This is a genomic window from Tardiphaga sp. OK246 (assembly GCF_900188215.1).
Classification (GTDB): Bacteria; Pseudomonadota; Alphaproteobacteria; order Rhizobiales; family Xanthobacteraceae; genus Tardiphaga; species Tardiphaga robiniae.
This window is the reverse complement of sequence record NZ_FZOX01000002.1, coordinates 895,228-910,634: the sequence shown is the minus strand read 5'-3', so window position 1 is coordinate 910,634 and position 15,407 is coordinate 895,228. Positions and strand designations below refer to the sequence as shown.

Here is a 15,407-nt window from a genome sequence, read left to right as displayed (position 1 = left end):
AGTTTCATGTCCGGACTCGATATCTTCGCGTGGATCGTCCTCCTTGTCGTAGTCGCCAGCGTGGTCGGGGTGCTGTGCATCGTGGGGTGGCTACCGGGACATATCGCGCGTACGCGCCACCATCCGTGGGCGGAGGCCGTGACGGCAGCAGGCTGGATAACCTTGATTTGTGGTTTTGCGCTGTGGCCCATTGCATTCCTATGGGCATACGTCGATGTGCCATGTCGTCGAGACAGTGAGCGGTCGTGATGGGCGCCGCGATCATCAACACGTACTTGGTGTTGCTCTTCCTGCTGGTTCATTTCCGGGTCATCAGGTTCAACCTGTTCTGGAAGCTGTCGCCATTCATGGTTTTGCTGGTGGTGATATTTGGAATCCTGGTCCCGATGGGATGGGGAGCTCCACAGGGCTCGGCTGTCGTGGTGCGAAATTCAGTGGCCATCGTTCCGGAAGTTTCCGGCGAAGTCGCCGAAGTGCCAGTTGCCGCCAACGTTCAATTGAAGGCTGGCGACGTTTTGTTCCGGATCGATCCCACGCCCTACGGTGCGCAAGTCAAGGCGATCGAAGCACAACTGAAGCTTGCTGAAACTCGACTCGCTCAGATGACAACCTTGTTCGCGCGGGATTCCGGACGCGGGTTCGACGTGGAACAGCGACAGTCCGAAGTGGATCAGTTAAAGGCTCAGCTTGAAGGCGCTGCCTGGAATCTGAAGAAGACAACGGTAACCGCGCCTGCCGACGGCTACGTCACGAACGTCGGATTGCGCAGGGGGGCCCGGGTATCCAACCTGTCGCTGGCACCGGTCATGGCGTTCATCGACACCTCGCAGACCATCATCGGTGTTGAGATCGCTCAGAACAATGCACGCTATATAAGAAGGGGGCAGGACGTCGAGGTGACGTTCAAATTCATGCCGGGTATGATTTACACGGGAAAGGTCGAGACAATACTGCAGGCGATCTCGACGGGCCAGGTGCAGACATCCGGAACGGCCACAACGCCGAATGCTATCCAAGCAGCCCCCTTCATCGCGCGCATCGTGCTCGACGATGCAATCTTCGCCCGCTCGCTTCCGGCGGGAAGCGCTGGCGATGCTGCGATCTTCACCGATCGGCTCAAGGTGACGCATTTCGTGCGCAAGGTGCTGATGCGACAGACGGCGATATTGAACTACGTCGTCTCATTCTGACGCGATCCGCCATTTTCACATTTCTCCGCCGAATTTCAGGGTTTCCCCCCTGGGAATAGCGGGAGTTGCCTAATGGCACTCCAATCCCCGTCGTACGACTGTTCATTCGATCATCGGGCCGAGAGCCCAAACATTCCGAACGGAGGACGACATGGCCACTCGCGCCTTGTTCCTATTGTTGGTCGCGTTCGCCGCGGCGCAATCGCCGGCGCAGGCCGGGACACTGTCCAGTGCCATCTCATCGTTCCGGACAGAGGTGACGGACGTCACGCCGGTCATGGTGCGCCGCGGCGGCATGGCGGTGCGTCGGAGCGGTGTGGCGGTAGGCCCTCGCGGAGGCGTCGCCTATCGGAGAGGCGCGGCCGTCGTCGGACCACGCGGAGGCGTGGCCGTGCGACGCAGTGCGGGCGTCGTGCGGCCCGGTTGGAACGGCGGAGGGGTACGCTGGGCACGCCCCACGGGTTATTGGTGGCGTCCGGGTGGCGCAATCGCCGCTGGAGCCGCAATTGGCTTCGTCGGCGCTGCCACGGCGGTGGCTTGGGCGGGCGCGGCTCCCGCACCCAACATGTGCTGGTATTACACGGACCCATCGAAGACGCAGGGCTTCTGGGACGCCTGTCCTTGAAGATTTTGCAAATGTCCCAACCTTCCTTACCCGAAAGGACGCCGAGAATGGCTGATCATCGATCGATCGCAAACAAGACCCGATACTTGCGGACAGCAAGTCTGGCGCTGCTGGCAATGATGGCCTCGGCACCTCTCGCCAGCGCGCAGGAAGGCGAGAAAGTTCTGCGCAATATGTTTGACTACGTCGCCAGCCAGAAGAATCTTAACATTGCCTATGACTCCGATATCGAGGTCGTGACACCGGCACTGCAAAAGATCCAGTTCACGGCATCGGGCCAATTGAAACTTAGCCGACCGGATTCCATGCGTGTCACGCGTACCGGCGGTTACACCGACGCAGAGTTCGTGTTCGACGGCAAGACCTTCACCGTGTTCGGGCGCAATGCTGGCGTATACGCACAATGGGAAGCGCCGGGTACGATCGGTCAATTGGTTGGCCGTCTGCGCGACGAAGCCGGCCTCGACGTTCCGGGAGCGGATCTGCTCCTGGCGCGCGGATACGACGAATTGATGTCCGACGTCGTTGAGGTCAAGCACATTGGCCGCGGCGTGATCGACGGCAAGGATTGCGACCATCTCGCCTTTCGTAATCCAGACGTGGATTGGCAAGTCTGGATTGAGGCGGGCGATAAGCCGATCCCGCGCAAATACATCATCACCAGCAAGGCCGTGACCGGAGCGCCGCAATACACGTTGCGGTTCAAAGACTGGAATACTGACGCTGGCGCTTCGTCCGATGCGTTTTCTTTTAACCCACCGGCCGGAGTGAGGAAGGTCGATATGTCGGCCCTTCAGGACATGGATGAGGTGCCGCAGGCGACTCAGAACAGTCAGATCACGCAAGGAGCAGGCAAATGACGACGACTAAGGTGATCCTCAAAACGATCCTCGGATCCGGCGCTCTTGCCGTGGGGCTGCTGGCGGGCGATCCCGCCTCAGTCACCGTTCGGAGTAGCTTCGTCAGCAGCGCCGAGGCAGTCATCGGCCGCCCTCTGACGCCTCTCAGCTACGCAGGGGTGGCACGGAGGACGACAAGACGGGCCGTGGCCGTCGGTGCCGCCGCAGGCGCCGCTGCGGCTGTGGCTCCTGTCGTCGTGGCTCCTGCGCGGACGTGCGTTCAGGCCGTGGACGCCTACGGAAGGCTATACTGGCGCTGCCCTTAACTTCTAGCGCGACAGCGGGCTTCACGGCCCGAGACGGATGGTGCCAATGTGAGCAACAAGAGCGTCGGAACAACGGACCCGGCGAGCCGTGGCGTTAGCGTCGGATTCCGGGCGTCAATTATCACTCTCTTCGTCGCTGTGCTTCTGGTCGTCGGCCTGACGCTCGTCTATCTCAGCTTCCGACGTGTGACGGCAATTACGGAATCGGCGGCAGCAACATTTCTCGCCCGTGTTGCCGAGCACACGGCCGACAGAATTGACGCCCAGTTCAAGGACGTTCACGACATCCTTGAGGTCCTCCGGCAATTGCCTTCGATACAGACCGCGGAGATCGCCAACAACCCGCGCCTTTACGCATTGATGGCGGCGATGTTGCGTAACAACGAGCACCTATACAATGCTTATGTAGGTTACGATGACGGCAGCTTCATCCAGATGGACGTCATCGACCGAGCCGGGCCTGATTATCGGAAAAGGCTAGCCGCTCCCGAGCAAACAAAATTCAGGTTGCTGACGATAGATCCGATGTCATCGGCGACCAAAGCCCGCATTGGAAACGTCACCTTCCTGTCGGACGACTTGGTCACGCTGTCGCAAATAGAAGAACCCACGAACTACGATCCGCGCGAACGCCCCTGGTACAAGGGGGCCCATGATCCAGGCGCGGGAATCCTGACCGATCCTTACATTTTCCACGCAACCGGCCACCCGGGTTACACGGTCAGAGCGGCCAGTCAACGTGGACGGAGCGGGGTCGTTGCCGGGGATGTCATGTTGACAGAAGCCGAAGCGCTGTTACGTCGCCAGCAGCTCGGACCTTCGGGAAAGGCATTCCTGTTCGATGATGACGACCGTGTCATTGTCTATCCGGGGCTCGGCGACCGTGTCGCGGCGCAATCCTCTTTCACATCGGGCGTCGAGCTGCCGAGGCTTGCCGAAATCGACACAACAGGCGTCAGCGGGGCCATCGATGCCTGGCGGCGAGGCGGTTCTGCAGGTCAGGTCTTCAGTAGCGTCAACGGCAGGAGGTACGCGGCCGCCTTCCAGTCGATCAAGACCGCCGGGTCCGCAAATCTACGCCTCGTCGTGATGGCGCCGCTGGATGAATTTTTCTCCGAGATCGAACAGGAGAGACGCAAGCTTTTCCTGCTCACGCTTGCCTTCGTCGTCGGCATGGTTCCTTTCGTGTTCTGGATCGGCTCCATGATGTCTCGGCGACTGCGAGAACTCGCGGCGGAAACCGACCGCATCCAGCATTTTGCCGGAACCGACGGACCCCAGTTGCGATCCGTCATACGCGAGATCGATAATCTAGGGCGCTCGGTTCACACCTTGCGCTCCGTTGTCCAGACGTTCTCGAAGTTCGTACCGCGGCGTCTTGTACAGCAACTTGTCGAATCCCGAAGCGACATGACGCTGGGAGGAAGTCGGCGTGAGATAACGGTTCTGTTCACCGATGTCGCGAACTTTACAGCAATTACAGAGCGAGCCGATCCGGAACAGGTGATGATTTTTACCTCTCGGTACTTCGCGGCACTCTCACATGCGATCATGGAGACCGGCGGAGTAGTCGATAAGTTCATCGGCGATGCGGTGATGGCAATTTGGAACGCACCGTCCGAAGATGCCGGCCACGTTGTCAAGGCGTGCGGCGCGATTCTTGATTGCCTGGATGCCAACCGGGACTTGAACCGGGCATTTGCGCAAGAGGGATGGCCTGCATACGAAACCCGCTTCGGCTTGCATGTTGGCGAAGCTCTAGTCGGCAACATCGGGTCTGCTGACCGAATGAATTTCACTGCTCTGGGTGCCACGGTGAATCTGGCGTCCAGGCTGGAAAATCTGAACAAGAACTACGGAACGTCGGTACTCGTCAGCGAAGCTGTCCGAAACGCCGCGGTTTCGGGCTTCGTCTTTCGACGCGTTGACAATATAAAACCGAAGGGCTTCACGGACTCGTTCGCTATATTTGAACTGCGTTGCCGTCGCGGGCCGCACACGGAAGCCGAAGCAGCCTTTTGCAGGGAGTGGGATAGGTTATACGCGGCGATGGTGAATGCGGATGCGCCAGAGGCATTGGCCGGTCTCGATGCATTTCTCGACGCGTATCCTGACGACGCCATCGCGACCTATCACGCAGGGCGATTACGTCGCTCTTACATTGGTGTCGTTGCGCTTCACGGCGCGCGCTGAGTTCACCGCTGACGGATTGGCAAGCGACACGAACGCGGCATCAAAGATTTGAATGCGGTTATTTGTCGCTGCACCAAAAAATCATCGCGTGCGTTAGCAAAAACCGTTTACCCGACTAGCCCGACTGAGATACCATTGCGGGTAACCGATTGCACTGCACGCTAGAGAAGCAACTTGATTTAAAATAATAACAAGAACACTGAAAGGCAACGCAATGAACGAGGCCCTTCAAATCGTTTCCGATCGATTGGTTTCCGCGCGAACCTTCTCGGAAAGCGGCGACAAGCTTCGGTCCATCTTGGACAAAATGTCTGACTGCTACCTGCAGATCGACCGTGACTTCAATATCTCCGAGATCAATCCCGCAGCGGCGAGGTGGGTAGGCCCCCGGCTTGAAAAACTCGTCGGTTGCAATATTTTCAAGCTGTTCGAGAAGGCGGGGCGGATCGACCGAGCTGAGTTGAGAGAACTCATCGAGAGCCGCCAGCAGCAGCGGATCGAAACCCCCAGTGCCACGCAACCGGGACGGTGGGTTGAAGCTGATTTCTATCCAATAGGTACGGAAACCGCGATACTTTTTCGCGACATCACTGATCGCAAAACGGCTGAATTAGCTGGACTGAAGGCGAAAGAATTACTCAATTCCGCGCTGGACGTCATGACTTCGGAGATCGCGATACTCGACGAGGCGGGTGTCGTTTTGGTCGCAAACCGTGCCTGGCATGAATTCATGAGGAATTCAGGTAAGTACTGCCAGGATAACGGGATAGGCGTGCCTTATCTTGAACTCCACACACTCAAGCCTGTCAGGTCTCAACTTCATGCATACCGTCTGGGCGTGATGGACGTGATCGCCGGGAGGCAGAAGGATTTTCAATTCAATTTTCGAGCGAGAGCATTCGGCGGCTACCGTAACTACCGTCTTCACGTGTCGTGCATGGACGCAGGTCGCTGGAAGCGTATCCTCGTCGCACGTGATGACGTCACTGAACTCGAGACGGCACTCGACGAAGTTGACAATATGGCTGTCCGGCTCGTCAACCTGCAAGAGAAAGAGCGGCAGCGTTATGCGGCCGAGCTGCACGATTCCACGGTGCAACACCTTACCGCGGCGAGCTTGAACTTGATGGTGCTTCGCGATCGAATGGATGGAAAGCGAGAGGGCTCGATCATCGCTTCCGTAGAGAAATCCATAGCGGAGGCTCAGCGAGAGATTCGCTCGGTCAGCTACTTGCTGTACCCACGAGCACTCGACGAGGACGGTCTGCGACCAACGCTAGCTCGCTTTGTTGCAGGTTATTCGTCCCGGACGGACATCCATGCTGCCCTGCGAACCACAGGACCTTTGGAAGCGCTGCCTCTGCCCCTCAAGCGTGCGATCTTGCGTATCGTCCAGGAGGCAATGGCGAATGTACACCGGCATGCTTGCGCCAAATCCGTGGACGTCGCCGTGACGGTCAGTGCGTCCAGGGTTTCCCTAAGTGTGTCCGACGACGGCATCGGTCTTGCGAAAGATCCCAACGGCAAGCTGGCCAAGCCCGGCATAGGCATATCCGGAATGCGAGCGCGTGCTAACCAATTCGGCGGTTGCTTGAAGCTTCGATCTTCGGGACGAGGGACCCTCGTCTTTTCACGGCTTCCGATGCCTTCCGGTCTCAACGCCATGTCTGATTTAGCCGGGTAGCCCGATGCTAGTGCGCCGAGCAAATTCAGGGTGCGACCCTGCCGATATCAGGGTTTCCACGAATTCGCGCGATCAAGGAACTTCACTAACCTCGGCGGCATCGCGACCGAGTTCGGAGATAGCTTTGCCAGACGCGGCAGCAGTGGTGCGCATTCTTATCGCGGACGACCACGATGTCGTCCGGTCGGGATTGCGCGCGATCGTGGAGCACCATCCGGGCTGGGAGGTCGTCGGCGAGGCTGAAGATGGAAAGACGGCCGTCAACCTGGCGCTGGCAACGAAGCCGGACATCCTCATCACTGATTATGCTCTTCCGGTGATGAATGGGGTGGAGGTGACCCGCCAAGTGAGATCCCGCCTTCGCAGAACCGAAGTTCTGATGTTCACCATGCATGATACGGACGAGATCATCACCCAGGCTCTGGCGGCCGGCGCCCGCGCGTTCCTTCTCAAATCTGACGCGAAGCAGTACCTGATTTCGGCCATCGAATCTTTGGCCGCCCGAAAACCCTTCTTCACCGGTCGTCTGTCGGAGCGGATGCTGGATTCCTACATCGAGAAGGAAACCGACAGGGTGGTGCCCTTGCTGTCGCCCCGCGAACGGATCGTTGTCCAGTTGATCGCGGAAGGAAACAGCAACCGCGACATTAGCGCACTACTGAACGTCAGCATCAAGACCGTTGAGTCGCAACGTTCCGCGGCGATGAAGAAGATCGACGCGACGTCGACCGCGGCATTGGTGAGATACGCCATCCGGAACAGGATCATCGAGCCGTAAGGCGACGTCGATATTCAGGGTTTTCCCTGATAGACGATCAACAGGCCAGGCTCCATTTTCATCGTCCATCCGCATTCGGAGCAATGATGACGATAGATGCGCTCGACCGAACCGTTGAATTCGTTGCAGATGAACTGATCGAGGTGCCGGGCGGAGAATTCCGCATGGGGACGGACGACCGATATCCTGAGGAAGCACCAGTCCATCGCGTGAGGGTCGATCCATTCATGATCGAAAAAGCGCCGGTTACGAACGCGCAGTTCCGCAAGTTCGTTACCGAAACCGGTCATGTCACCGTCGCTGAAATTGTCCCGCACATCGAGCAATATCCCGGAGCGCTTCCGGAAATGTTGTACGCCGGCTCGCTGGTCTTTCAGAAGCCGTCTGCGGTCGCCGGGCTGGCCGACTGGGGGCAGTGGTGGTCGTTCCTCAAAGGTGCTGACTGGAGGCATCCTTACGGGCCTGGAAGCGACATCGCAGATCTCGACGATCACCCCGTGGTTCACGTCGCGTTTGCGGACGCGCAAGCTTATGCGGAATGGCGAGGACGCGATCTACCGACCGAAGCCGAATGGGAGTTCGCGGCGCGGGGCGGACTTGATGGTGCTGAGTTTGCGTGGGGCGACGAATTCACGCCGCAAGGGCGGCACATGGCCAACACTTGGCAAGGCGTCTTTCCCATAGACAATCTCGCGACTGACGGCTTCGAGCGAACGTCACCCATCTCGGCCTTTCCGCCAAACGGCTACGGCCTGCATGATATGATCGGAAATGTCTGGGAGTGGACCTCGGACTGGTATGCACCAAAGCACCATGCCGACCCGACGAAGGCCTGCTGCATTCCGACCAATCCCCGTGGAGGAGTGGTCGAAGGTAGCTTCGATCCGAACCAACCCGCGATACGCATTCCCCGCAAGGTCCTGAAGGGAGGCTCGCACCTTTGCGCGCCAAACTATTGCCGCCGCTATCGACCTGCGGCCCGCCATGCCGAGCCGATTGACACGTCCACATGCCATATCGGCTTTAGGTGCGTTGTGAGGACCTGAAGGACCCGGATCGACGAACTGAATGGGCTCGGCGTCCGCTATCAGGACCGTTGACCTCGGACTTTCCTATGGGGCACGTTTTTTGTCCGCAGACGCGATGGATCCGAGTATCTCGGATCCACGTTTTGCGGGGAGCGCGGCGTTGATCGTCGCCGGGCTGCTTTCGCCTACGGCCTGATGCCTGCGCTCTTCGCACAATCGGCATAGACGCCGGTGCGCTGGGTCATGACGGTGGCGGTGCCGAGTCCTGTGTCGGGATAGGCGGCCTGTGCTTTGGCAATACACTTCTCACGAATTGAATACGTGCTATCCGCACTGGCTTTCTTGCCTTTCTTGGCTTGCTGCGCGTGACCGGGCGACGTTGCCATTGCGATCATCGCGATGGCCACCGCTCCAGCGGTCGCGATGCGATGAAAAGACCTGACGTCTATACGCATTTTATCCTCCAGATGCTCATTGTTAACGTGAGGATCGTCGCTATCGGGGAGGTCGCGGTCCATCAGGAGAATCCCTGAATCAAACAGCCGCGATCCCTGAAACACGCCCCTTCAGACACGCGACGATCGCGCGAGCCTGGCGCCGCTATTTTTCCTTGGCGAGCAGCGTATCTATGGCTTGGATGACCTTGAGGTCAGGGTGCGCTTTGCAATACAAGATGAGCTGATGTTCACCGGACTTGGCTCTGGTGATGTGCGCAAAATGTTTCTTCGCGAGCCCGTTATACCAACCGCTGTACCAAGCGGCGAGCATATGCCGCTAAGGATGGTGGGCGTGATCGGCTGGTATTATCTGGCCAAGTGATCGCGTGGCCTGGGACGAAGATCGCCTAAGCGATTTCCTCGTTCGATCCACTGTCGAATGGAATGGTGAAGTAGGCCATCCGTCGGTGAATTCCGTGATTGTCGCGATTGGGACTCAGAATTTCGATTGAGCTCGATCGCCGTGTAAATAGAGCCTCCGATCAACCCGCGGCAGATCAGTTGACGATCTGGAGAGGGTCATGCTGGCGATCATCAAGAGGTAGGTCAGCGTCATCGCATAGGACTTGGTCGCCGCATGGAGCAGACGAAGGTATTGTTGGAAGTGGAGCTGCTTTTAGGTTAGCTTTTAAGCCAGCCTACCATGGAGCGGGGAAAGCCAGGGAGCAATCGTATGAAGTCTCCGGTAGCCAAGAGATCCATTGTCATCGGCGGTCATAAGACGAGCGTCAGTTTGGAGGAGGCGTTTTGGAGCGGCATGAAAGAGATCGCCGGTGCACGCAGCGTCACGCTGTCGGATCTAGTTAGCGAGATTGATCGCAACAGGCATCAGGGAAATCTGTCGTCGGCTATTCGGCTTCAGGTTCTCGCGCATTATCGCGATCAGATGCCGCCGTCTAATCTGCCCGGCAGCCTTCTGGACGAATTCAGACGGTAACCTGAGACTTCACCGACGGAACGTCACGCGACGACTTGGGCGAGCCTTCGAGGGCGGGTATGTCAGATAGAAGCGAGCTCTAGAGAAAACGCGCATTCGCCGTTAGCGCTGTATTGCTCGCAGTTGCCCAGCCGAACTAATCAAGGTTGGGGGGCATTCAGGTTACCCACCATCTTCAAGTCGGCGACCTCTGACTGCGAGCGCTTCCGCCAAACGCTTTTCGAATGAGGTTCTCCGCTCCTCTATCGGGAGTTTAAAAACGTTATCCCGAAAAATCAGAAACCTTCGATCATCGGACGGCAATGTATCGATGTTGCAGTCTTCGAAGACGCAGTTCGTGATCGCGAGCTTCTCCGTTCGCTCGTCGATCAGAATGGTGCATTTCACAAATTCGCAAAAATCGTACCTCAGAAATGCGGGGCGCCCAAGGAAGTTCAGCGTGCTGCCCTGGTAGCGCTCTCGATAATTGACGCGTTCTTCGAAGCCTTCCGGCGTCTCCATCGTTAGAATCCTGTTCGTGCTATCGCGCCGATTGCGGCGCATCGATCCATTCTAAGTGGCCTTGGAGACCTTCCGGAACGCTCGTGACGTCAGGATCAATGAACTCGACCGTGATATTGGAATCCGATTGGGAGGTCCAGGCGAACTCCAGCGAAGCCGACACAGGGTCGATGATGGGCGTCGTCAGGTGCCCGGTCCCATATGCCCCCGGTGTCCAACGCGATGCGATTGTGGGTCACGAGTGGGCGTCGCGCGTCCGTAATGCTGTGCCCATGTACAACGATATGGGACAAGGGCTTGGGGTTTGCGAAGGATGTTTCCCTGATTGAAGGGCGGTCGGTGCGCTCTTGATTGTCGATGGGGCGTTCCGGATTGACCCCAGCGTGAACAAAGGCGAACGCACCGTCGATTTCCAGAAGGGAAGCCTCTTGGAAGAGCGAGACATGGTGCTGATAGTCGATTTTGACGGCGGCTCATTGAGTATGCGGGCTGCCATGGTTTCCATGGGGAATGGCTTGGTCAGCACCGCCATGCCGGGGGCAAGCTGGCCGTTGCCTACGGCAGCGTTTTCCGCGTAGCCGGTGATGAACAGTACTTTTAGATCTGGCCGACTTATCCGTGAGTTTTGCGGCGCGCTTCTTGGGGCCTGCATTTGTGCGAATTGTGAGGAGGGCGTGCCCCAGCGTGCGAGCGTCAGTTCGGTCGCATCCGCCTTGTTGCGCAGGATCGGGGCCGGATAGTCTGGAAAGATGCCGGGCGTTGCAGGCAAGTTTTCCGGTGCTGTCGATGTCGAAGGAGAACAGCCGGCGGATGGCGTCTTGGTTCTTCGTCATCGAATACAAATTGCACATGCGCGTTCCTATCGATTACGTGCCCGGTGCTCGTCCGGTGATGTGTTCAATATGAGCCATGGTCTCTTCATGTATGCCCCACGCAGCATCAAAAGGCGGCGCGGGCTGTTTCGAAGTCGAGCGATTCGCCGCTGTAACATTCGCCAGCATGGACCAGATAAAAGCCGCAAGACCATTTCCAGATGCACTACCTCTCGGGAGTGGGGTCCCAGTCGTGCAGGCCGAATGGTGCCGACCTGCACGTCGCCGTACCAGATTTCCCAGGTCTCAAAACGATCATCGGTGCGCCGCCGTGTCAGTTCAGGCATCATGGCGTCTCCACACCATGCCGTGAGCTGGGCGCCAACTGCAGCAATGTCGCCAGCGGTCTCTTGGCGCCTTTCGCACACCGCTGGCAGCGCAGGCGGGTCGCGAGGTCGTGGATGCATGTCGTGTCGACATGGGGGAGCTCTGCCAGGCTGACGTCGCGCTTGGCCCGGCATCTTGAACATTCAATCTCGAGCCACGGAAAGCCGCCGTTCAGTGCCTGATTGACGGTCGGGGACGGATCAATCGGCTCGCCGTCCGCCCACATGCGCTCGTTCCAGCTTTCGCAGGACAGCCTGTCGGCTTCCCGGATCAGGGCTTCACCCTTTGCGCGCAATTCGTCCGACTGACGTGCAAGCATTAGCGTCACGCCACGCGCCTTAGTCAGCTCTTTGTTGAGAGCCTTGCGGTCGCCGCCTGACAGGGGCGTGGGGTGATATTTCGGAGCCATATGGGCGTCCAAGCGTGACGGTCAAAAAATGAAAAATCAAAAGCGCTAGGTTGTCTCAAATGACGGCCAGCAGCCGTCCTCCTCAAGGCGTCCCGTGCGTTCCTGGCAGCCGTTGTCGAGCAGCTTCATGCCCACGTCTTTCCAGACCGCATGGGCCCCGTAGATACGCACCGCATCCACGGTCTGAATTTCCACGATGCGATCACAGCGGCGGCAGAACACTCGGAGGACATGCCGCGGAATTTCCGAGAGACGTCGCTGCTGGATGGGGACGCCGGTGCGGATCTGTCCGCGCGGATCCCGGATGATGGAATCCCAATACGCCTCCGGCAGATCGTCGGTGGGGCCGGGCGCCGGAATAGGCGGCTCGGCCGAGCGACCCGGCTTGGAAACCAGCTTTTCCATCTGTTTGGGCGTCGGCATGCGCCAGCTTGCGGGTCTGTCACTCATGCCCCCAACTAGAACATAAGAAGAACAAAAGTCGAGTCCGCTGAGGTTGAATTTTCGGGTACTGGTCTCTTCCCTCAGCCGCAGTGGACCCGTGGAACACGGTGATTTCGACGAGCCCTTCATCCGCCGTGGCTTCGGCGATGGCGCGGGAGGAGGGTTGCGCAGTTGCCGGGAGTATCCCGTTTATACGAACAACTATAAGTTTAGCGCCCTCGCCATCTTTGGAAGCATGTCCTATAAGGCAAAAAGGCTATGGGGATGGGAAATGCTGCAATGTGGGGTCGAGTGGAGACCCACTCTGGTGAAGCGTGTTATTGAGCCCCTCCGCACGAGCACGCGAGCGGCCAAAGTTGCTACCGACGAGGGAATTGGCTTCCTTAAAGGTATGGGTAACCCTGCGGGTCCCGTCGCCCTTGCGACTGAATTGGTTGCCGCTGAGCTCGCTCGTTGGTTAGGTCTAAAAACGCCGCCTTTCGCGATAGTCCAGTTGGTCGATCTAGACGTCCCGATGATTGAGCGAGGGTATATGCTCCACGGGCCGGCGTTTATCTCGAAAGAGATCGACGGACTAACGGCCGACGGTGGCGACGTGTTTCTTAGTCGACTGCATAATCCGGAAGACATCTCTAAGTTGGTCGTATTCGACACGTGGATAAGAAATGCGGACCGTTGCCCGCCCGACCCGCAAAATACCCCTTACAATCGTGATAACCTATTCTTCACTCCTTCGGGACGAAAGTTCCAAATAGTGGTCTTTGACCACTCACACTGCTTTGTTGAAGGAACGCTTGAAGACGAGCTTGGGCAGCCCCATTTGCTGGATGATGAGCGAATCTACGGGAACTTTCCCGAATTCAGTGCCTATATCCGCCCGGATGCGGTACAGGCAGCAGTCGCCCGTCTCCGTCAAATAGACACCAACGTCGTCCAAGAAGTGCTTGGTTCAATCCCTCAGCAATGGGGGATTTCAGGTTCGATCAAAGCCGCTTGGTGTCATTTAATTTGTGCAAGGGCCAATAAGGTCGCAGAGTTCATACCGGGGAAGCTCTTGGATGAGCCCGGGCTATGTTTGGAATAGGCGCTATGTCAGCGATGCAAGGATATTACGCTCTTTTGCAATTCAGCCCGCTCCCGGAGCGGTTTGAGTTCGTGAATATCGGCGTCCTGCTCGTTGCTCCAAGCCAAAAGTTCGTGGGCATTAAATACAGCCAAGGGCTAAAGCGGGTCGAGAGACTTTTTGGAAAACAACCGGCGAGCTCTTTCGATGTCTTAAAGGAGGCGTTCGAGCAGAGGATCAAGGTTGAAATTCTGGAAAACTGGAACATCGAAAAGATAGAAAGCTTCGCAAAACTGCGGGCAAACAAGATGCGCATTTCGAAAATCTTGCCCGCGGCTTTTGCGGATCCGGAAAAGGAACTGGATGAGCTATTCCATATGCTCGTCGGAGAGAATGAGATTGGGATCAGACTTCCTAAAGTTCAGGTCGAACTTAGGAAAAAGTTCGAAAAGGCGGGGGTCTCGCTACTTGTCGAAAAGCCGCAGCCCGTAAAACTTCCGGAAGGTGTGGTTATCGACGCACCATACGCGTATCAAAATGGTGCATACAACCTTATCGACGCAGTCCGATTAAATGCCGACTCTGCAGACGCACTTGCCCAGGCCAGTAAAAGAGCAATTGAGGGCCAGTGGCTGCGGCGCCACTCTCAAAAGCTTGGTTCTCCCAATCAGCTTATCGTTGTGGGCGACTTAGCAAAGCAGCCTTCTGCTTTTGTGCGCGCAGTCGATGAAATGATGAAGCAACATCAGGTTAGGTTCTACGAATTGAACAACGTAGAGCCCCTCATTCAGGACATTCGCCTGCAAGCGCGGGTGCATTCCCAAATTGAATAGGCCGTCTCATAGTTAGACGTGCGCCGCCCGTTTTAGGTCGCGATCCCGTTACCAAAGAGGAGACGCTAAGACGGCTTCCGTCTGCATCGCTCCGTCGGCCTCTTCCTGGCTGATAAAACAGCCTTCGATGATAAAGCGTCAGAAGCGCAAAAAGCGACGCCATGATTGATGGTCGGCATCCTTTGGGCATAGACAATGGCATCAATGAGTGGTGGCGGAACGTTCGCGGGGCCGCCCGGGGCCCGCTTCGAACCGTCGCGTCGTTCCGCTTGGGCGCCTCTATGATGAATGAATTGCCACGCGGCACGGGAGCAATTCCCTCAAATGTTGCACGTATTTAGCGCTCAGTTTCCATAATTTCGAGATGGATCACTCAGGCCCACGTCGTAGTGTCGTGGCTTGCTTCGCTGACAGCGATCATCATCCCAGGAATGGGAGGACAATATGAGCTACGAAGACATCAGGATTGAAAGTTCGCTGACCGAGGCGATGAACGCATGGGTCGCTCGCCGATACGGCAAGGTCGTCGATATCGAGATGACGGGGATCAACGAGGGCAACTATGCCGCCGTCGGTTACGCGGCGGTTGAGAACGCCGAGGCGGGGACGGTGCAGGCGGTCGTTCTCCTCCTGCAGCACGATTCAGAAGCTGGGCCTGACCGCTATCGTCTGAAGGATATGGCCGAGGAAGAGGGGCCTGTCCTCGATCTTTGTCCCGAACGTATCCTCGATCAACTCTCCCCAACTTATGACGTTCTCGCGTTGCACTGGCGAGAGCGGTGCCGGGAACAGGCGGCGGAGGCCTCACGAAATTCCGCTTTTGCGATGAACTCGTAAATTCTAAGACCCGCCGCTCTCGGC

The 15,407-nt window shown here is 57.6% G+C and carries 18 protein-coding genes and 1 pseudogene; 14 read left to right on the top strand and 5 right to left on the bottom strand.

From position 1 onward, the window contains the following. The first annotated feature begins 6 nt into the window (after positions 1–6). The 9 genes from CHC01_RS11690 (at position 7) to CHC01_RS11650 (ending at position 8,681) form a co-directional block, all read left to right on the top strand. Positions 7–249, top strand: coding sequence for a DUF3302 domain-containing protein (locus tag CHC01_RS11690; RefSeq protein ID WP_089264423.1), 243 nt, complete (start codon positions 7–9; stop codon positions 247–249). Next, positions 249–1,190: an HlyD family secretion protein gene (locus tag CHC01_RS11685; protein ID WP_089264422.1), complete on the top strand. Its 942-nt coding sequence runs from the start codon at positions 249–251 to the stop codon at positions 1,188–1,190. Before CHC01_RS11690 ends, CHC01_RS11685 begins: the two co-directional genes overlap by 1 nt. A 151-nt stretch (positions 1,191–1,341) precedes the next feature. Next, the gene (locus CHC01_RS33485) at positions 1,342–1,815 is read left to right on the top strand and encodes a hypothetical protein (RefSeq protein WP_502695643.1); all 474 of its coding nucleotides are present in this window, start codon (positions 1,342–1,344) and stop codon (positions 1,813–1,815) included. Next, a complete protein-coding gene (locus CHC01_RS11675) occupies positions 1,812–2,675 on the top strand; it encodes a DUF2092 domain-containing protein (RefSeq protein ID WP_244558309.1) in 864 nt (287 codons plus the stop codon). Before CHC01_RS33485 ends, CHC01_RS11675 begins: the two co-directional genes overlap by 4 nt. Continuing rightward, positions 2,672–2,980 carry a hypothetical protein gene (locus tag CHC01_RS33030; RefSeq protein ID WP_502695642.1) on the top strand — a complete coding sequence of 103 codons (309 nt, stop codon included), beginning with the start codon at positions 2,672–2,674 and terminating at the stop codon, positions 2,978–2,980. Before CHC01_RS11675 ends, CHC01_RS33030 begins: the two co-directional genes overlap by 4 nt. A 48-nt stretch (positions 2,981–3,028) precedes the next feature. Continuing rightward, on the top strand, positions 3,029–5,173 hold the full coding sequence (locus CHC01_RS11665) for an adenylate/guanylate cyclase domain-containing protein (protein WP_089264420.1): 2,145 nt from the start codon (positions 3,029–3,031) through the stop codon (positions 5,171–5,173). A gap of 214 nt (positions 5,174–5,387) precedes the next feature. Beyond that, complete coding sequence (locus tag CHC01_RS11660) at positions 5,388–6,857, top strand: PAS domain-containing sensor histidine kinase (RefSeq protein WP_089264419.1); 1,470 nt, start codon at positions 5,388–5,390, stop codon at positions 6,855–6,857. Positions 6,858–6,981: 124 nt separating this feature from the next. Beyond that, positions 6,982–7,635, top strand: a complete 654-nt coding sequence (locus CHC01_RS11655) for a response regulator (protein WP_244558308.1) — start codon at positions 6,982–6,984, stop codon at positions 7,633–7,635. Positions 7,636–7,721: 86 nt separating this feature from the next. Further along, a complete protein-coding gene (locus tag CHC01_RS11650; RefSeq protein WP_502695641.1) occupies positions 7,722–8,681 on the top strand; it encodes a formylglycine-generating enzyme family protein in 960 nt (319 codons plus the stop codon). Between the two features lie 167 nt (positions 8,682–8,848). Here CHC01_RS11650 and CHC01_RS11645 read toward each other — a convergent pair whose 3' ends face one another. Then, positions 8,849–9,181 carry a hypothetical protein gene (locus CHC01_RS11645; RefSeq protein ID WP_141137086.1) on the bottom strand — a complete coding sequence of 111 codons (333 nt, stop codon included), beginning with the start codon at positions 9,179–9,181 and terminating at the stop codon, positions 8,849–8,851. Positions 9,182–9,296: 115 nt separating this feature from the next. Here CHC01_RS11645 and CHC01_RS32505 point away from each other — a divergent pair, with 115 nt between their 5' ends. Both CHC01_RS32505 and CHC01_RS11640 read left to right on the top strand, forming a co-directional pair. Then, complete coding sequence (locus tag CHC01_RS32505; protein WP_176454560.1) at positions 9,297–9,482, top strand: hypothetical protein; 186 nt, start codon at positions 9,297–9,299, stop codon at positions 9,480–9,482. Between the two features lie 351 nt (positions 9,483–9,833). Further along, positions 9,834–10,097, top strand: a complete 264-nt coding sequence (locus tag CHC01_RS11640) for a ribbon-helix-helix domain-containing protein (protein WP_089264415.1) — start codon at positions 9,834–9,836, stop codon at positions 10,095–10,097. A 162-nt stretch (positions 10,098–10,259) separates the two neighbouring features. On the opposite strand, the gene CHC01_RS11635 is transcribed toward CHC01_RS11640, so the two are convergent. The 4 genes and pseudogenes from CHC01_RS11635 to CHC01_RS11615 all read right to left on the bottom strand — a co-directional run bounded on the left by CHC01_RS11635 (position 10,260) and on the right by CHC01_RS11615 (position 12,629). After that, positions 10,260–10,598 carry a hypothetical protein gene (locus CHC01_RS11635; protein WP_089264414.1) on the bottom strand — a complete coding sequence of 113 codons (339 nt, stop codon included), beginning with the start codon at positions 10,596–10,598 and terminating at the stop codon, positions 10,260–10,262. A 481-nt stretch (positions 10,599–11,079) separates the two neighbouring features. Next, a pseudogene (locus CHC01_RS33480) lies at positions 11,080–11,217 on the bottom strand (response regulator); the annotation flags it as partial. A gap of 539 nt (positions 11,218–11,756) precedes the next feature. After that, entirely contained in the window at positions 11,757–12,206 is a 450-nt protein-coding gene (locus tag CHC01_RS11620) for a hypothetical protein (protein WP_089264413.1), read from the bottom strand. A 45-nt stretch (positions 12,207–12,251) separates the two neighbouring features. Beyond that, positions 12,252–12,629 carry a hypothetical protein gene (locus tag CHC01_RS11615; protein WP_244558307.1) on the bottom strand — a complete coding sequence of 126 codons (378 nt, stop codon included), beginning with the start codon at positions 12,627–12,629 and terminating at the stop codon, positions 12,252–12,254. Between the two features lie 118 nt (positions 12,630–12,747). Between CHC01_RS11615 and CHC01_RS11610 the strand changes: the two genes are divergently transcribed. The 3 genes from CHC01_RS11610 (at position 12,748) to CHC01_RS11600 (ending at position 15,383) form a co-directional block, all read left to right on the top strand. Beyond that, a complete protein-coding gene (locus tag CHC01_RS11610) occupies positions 12,748–13,734 on the top strand; it encodes a HipA family kinase (protein WP_089264411.1) in 987 nt (328 codons plus the stop codon). A 5-nt stretch (positions 13,735–13,739) separates the two neighbouring features. After that, on the top strand, positions 13,740–14,546 hold the full coding sequence (locus tag CHC01_RS11605) for a DUF3037 domain-containing protein (protein ID WP_176454558.1): 807 nt from the start codon (positions 13,740–13,742) through the stop codon (positions 14,544–14,546). Between the two features lie 444 nt (positions 14,547–14,990). Next, entirely contained in the window at positions 14,991–15,383 is a 393-nt protein-coding gene (locus CHC01_RS11600; protein ID WP_089264409.1) for a hypothetical protein, read from the top strand. Positions 15,384–15,407 lie beyond the last annotated feature (24 nt).

Coding starts and splice junctions, on each gene's coding strand:
- CHC01_RS11640 (WP_089264415.1), top strand. CDS start 9,834: ATGAAGTCTCCGGTAGCCAAGAGATCCATTGTCATCGGCGGTCATAAG.
- CHC01_RS11690 (WP_089264423.1), top strand. CDS start 7: ATGTCCGGACTCGATATCTTCGCGTGGATCGTCCTCCTTGTCGTAGTC.
- CHC01_RS11635 (WP_089264414.1), bottom strand. CDS start 10,598: ATGGAGACGCCGGAAGGCTTCGAAGAACGCGTCAATTATCGAGAGCGC.
- CHC01_RS11660 (WP_089264419.1), top strand. CDS start 5,388: ATGAACGAGGCCCTTCAAATCGTTTCCGATCGATTGGTTTCCGCGCGA.
- CHC01_RS11600 (WP_089264409.1), top strand. CDS start 14,991: ATGAGCTACGAAGACATCAGGATTGAAAGTTCGCTGACCGAGGCGATG.
- CHC01_RS11685 (WP_089264422.1), top strand. CDS start 249: ATGGGCGCCGCGATCATCAACACGTACTTGGTGTTGCTCTTCCTGCTG.
- CHC01_RS33485 (WP_502695643.1), top strand. CDS start 1,342: ATGGCCACTCGCGCCTTGTTCCTATTGTTGGTCGCGTTCGCCGCGGCG.
- CHC01_RS11650 (WP_502695641.1), top strand. CDS start 7,722: ATGACGATAGATGCGCTCGACCGAACCGTTGAATTCGTTGCAGATGAA.
- CHC01_RS11645 (WP_141137086.1), bottom strand. CDS start 9,181: ATGGACCGCGACCTCCCCGATAGCGACGATCCTCACGTTAACAATGAG.
- CHC01_RS11605 (WP_176454558.1), top strand. CDS start 13,740: ATGTCAGCGATGCAAGGATATTACGCTCTTTTGCAATTCAGCCCGCTC.
- CHC01_RS33030 (WP_502695642.1), top strand. CDS start 2,672: ATGACGACGACTAAGGTGATCCTCAAAACGATCCTCGGATCCGGCGCT.
- CHC01_RS11615 (WP_244558307.1), bottom strand. CDS start 12,629: ATGCCGACGCCCAAACAGATGGAAAAGCTGGTTTCCAAGCCGGGTCGC.
- CHC01_RS11620 (WP_089264413.1), bottom strand. CDS start 12,206: ATGGCTCCGAAATATCACCCCACGCCCCTGTCAGGCGGCGACCGCAAG.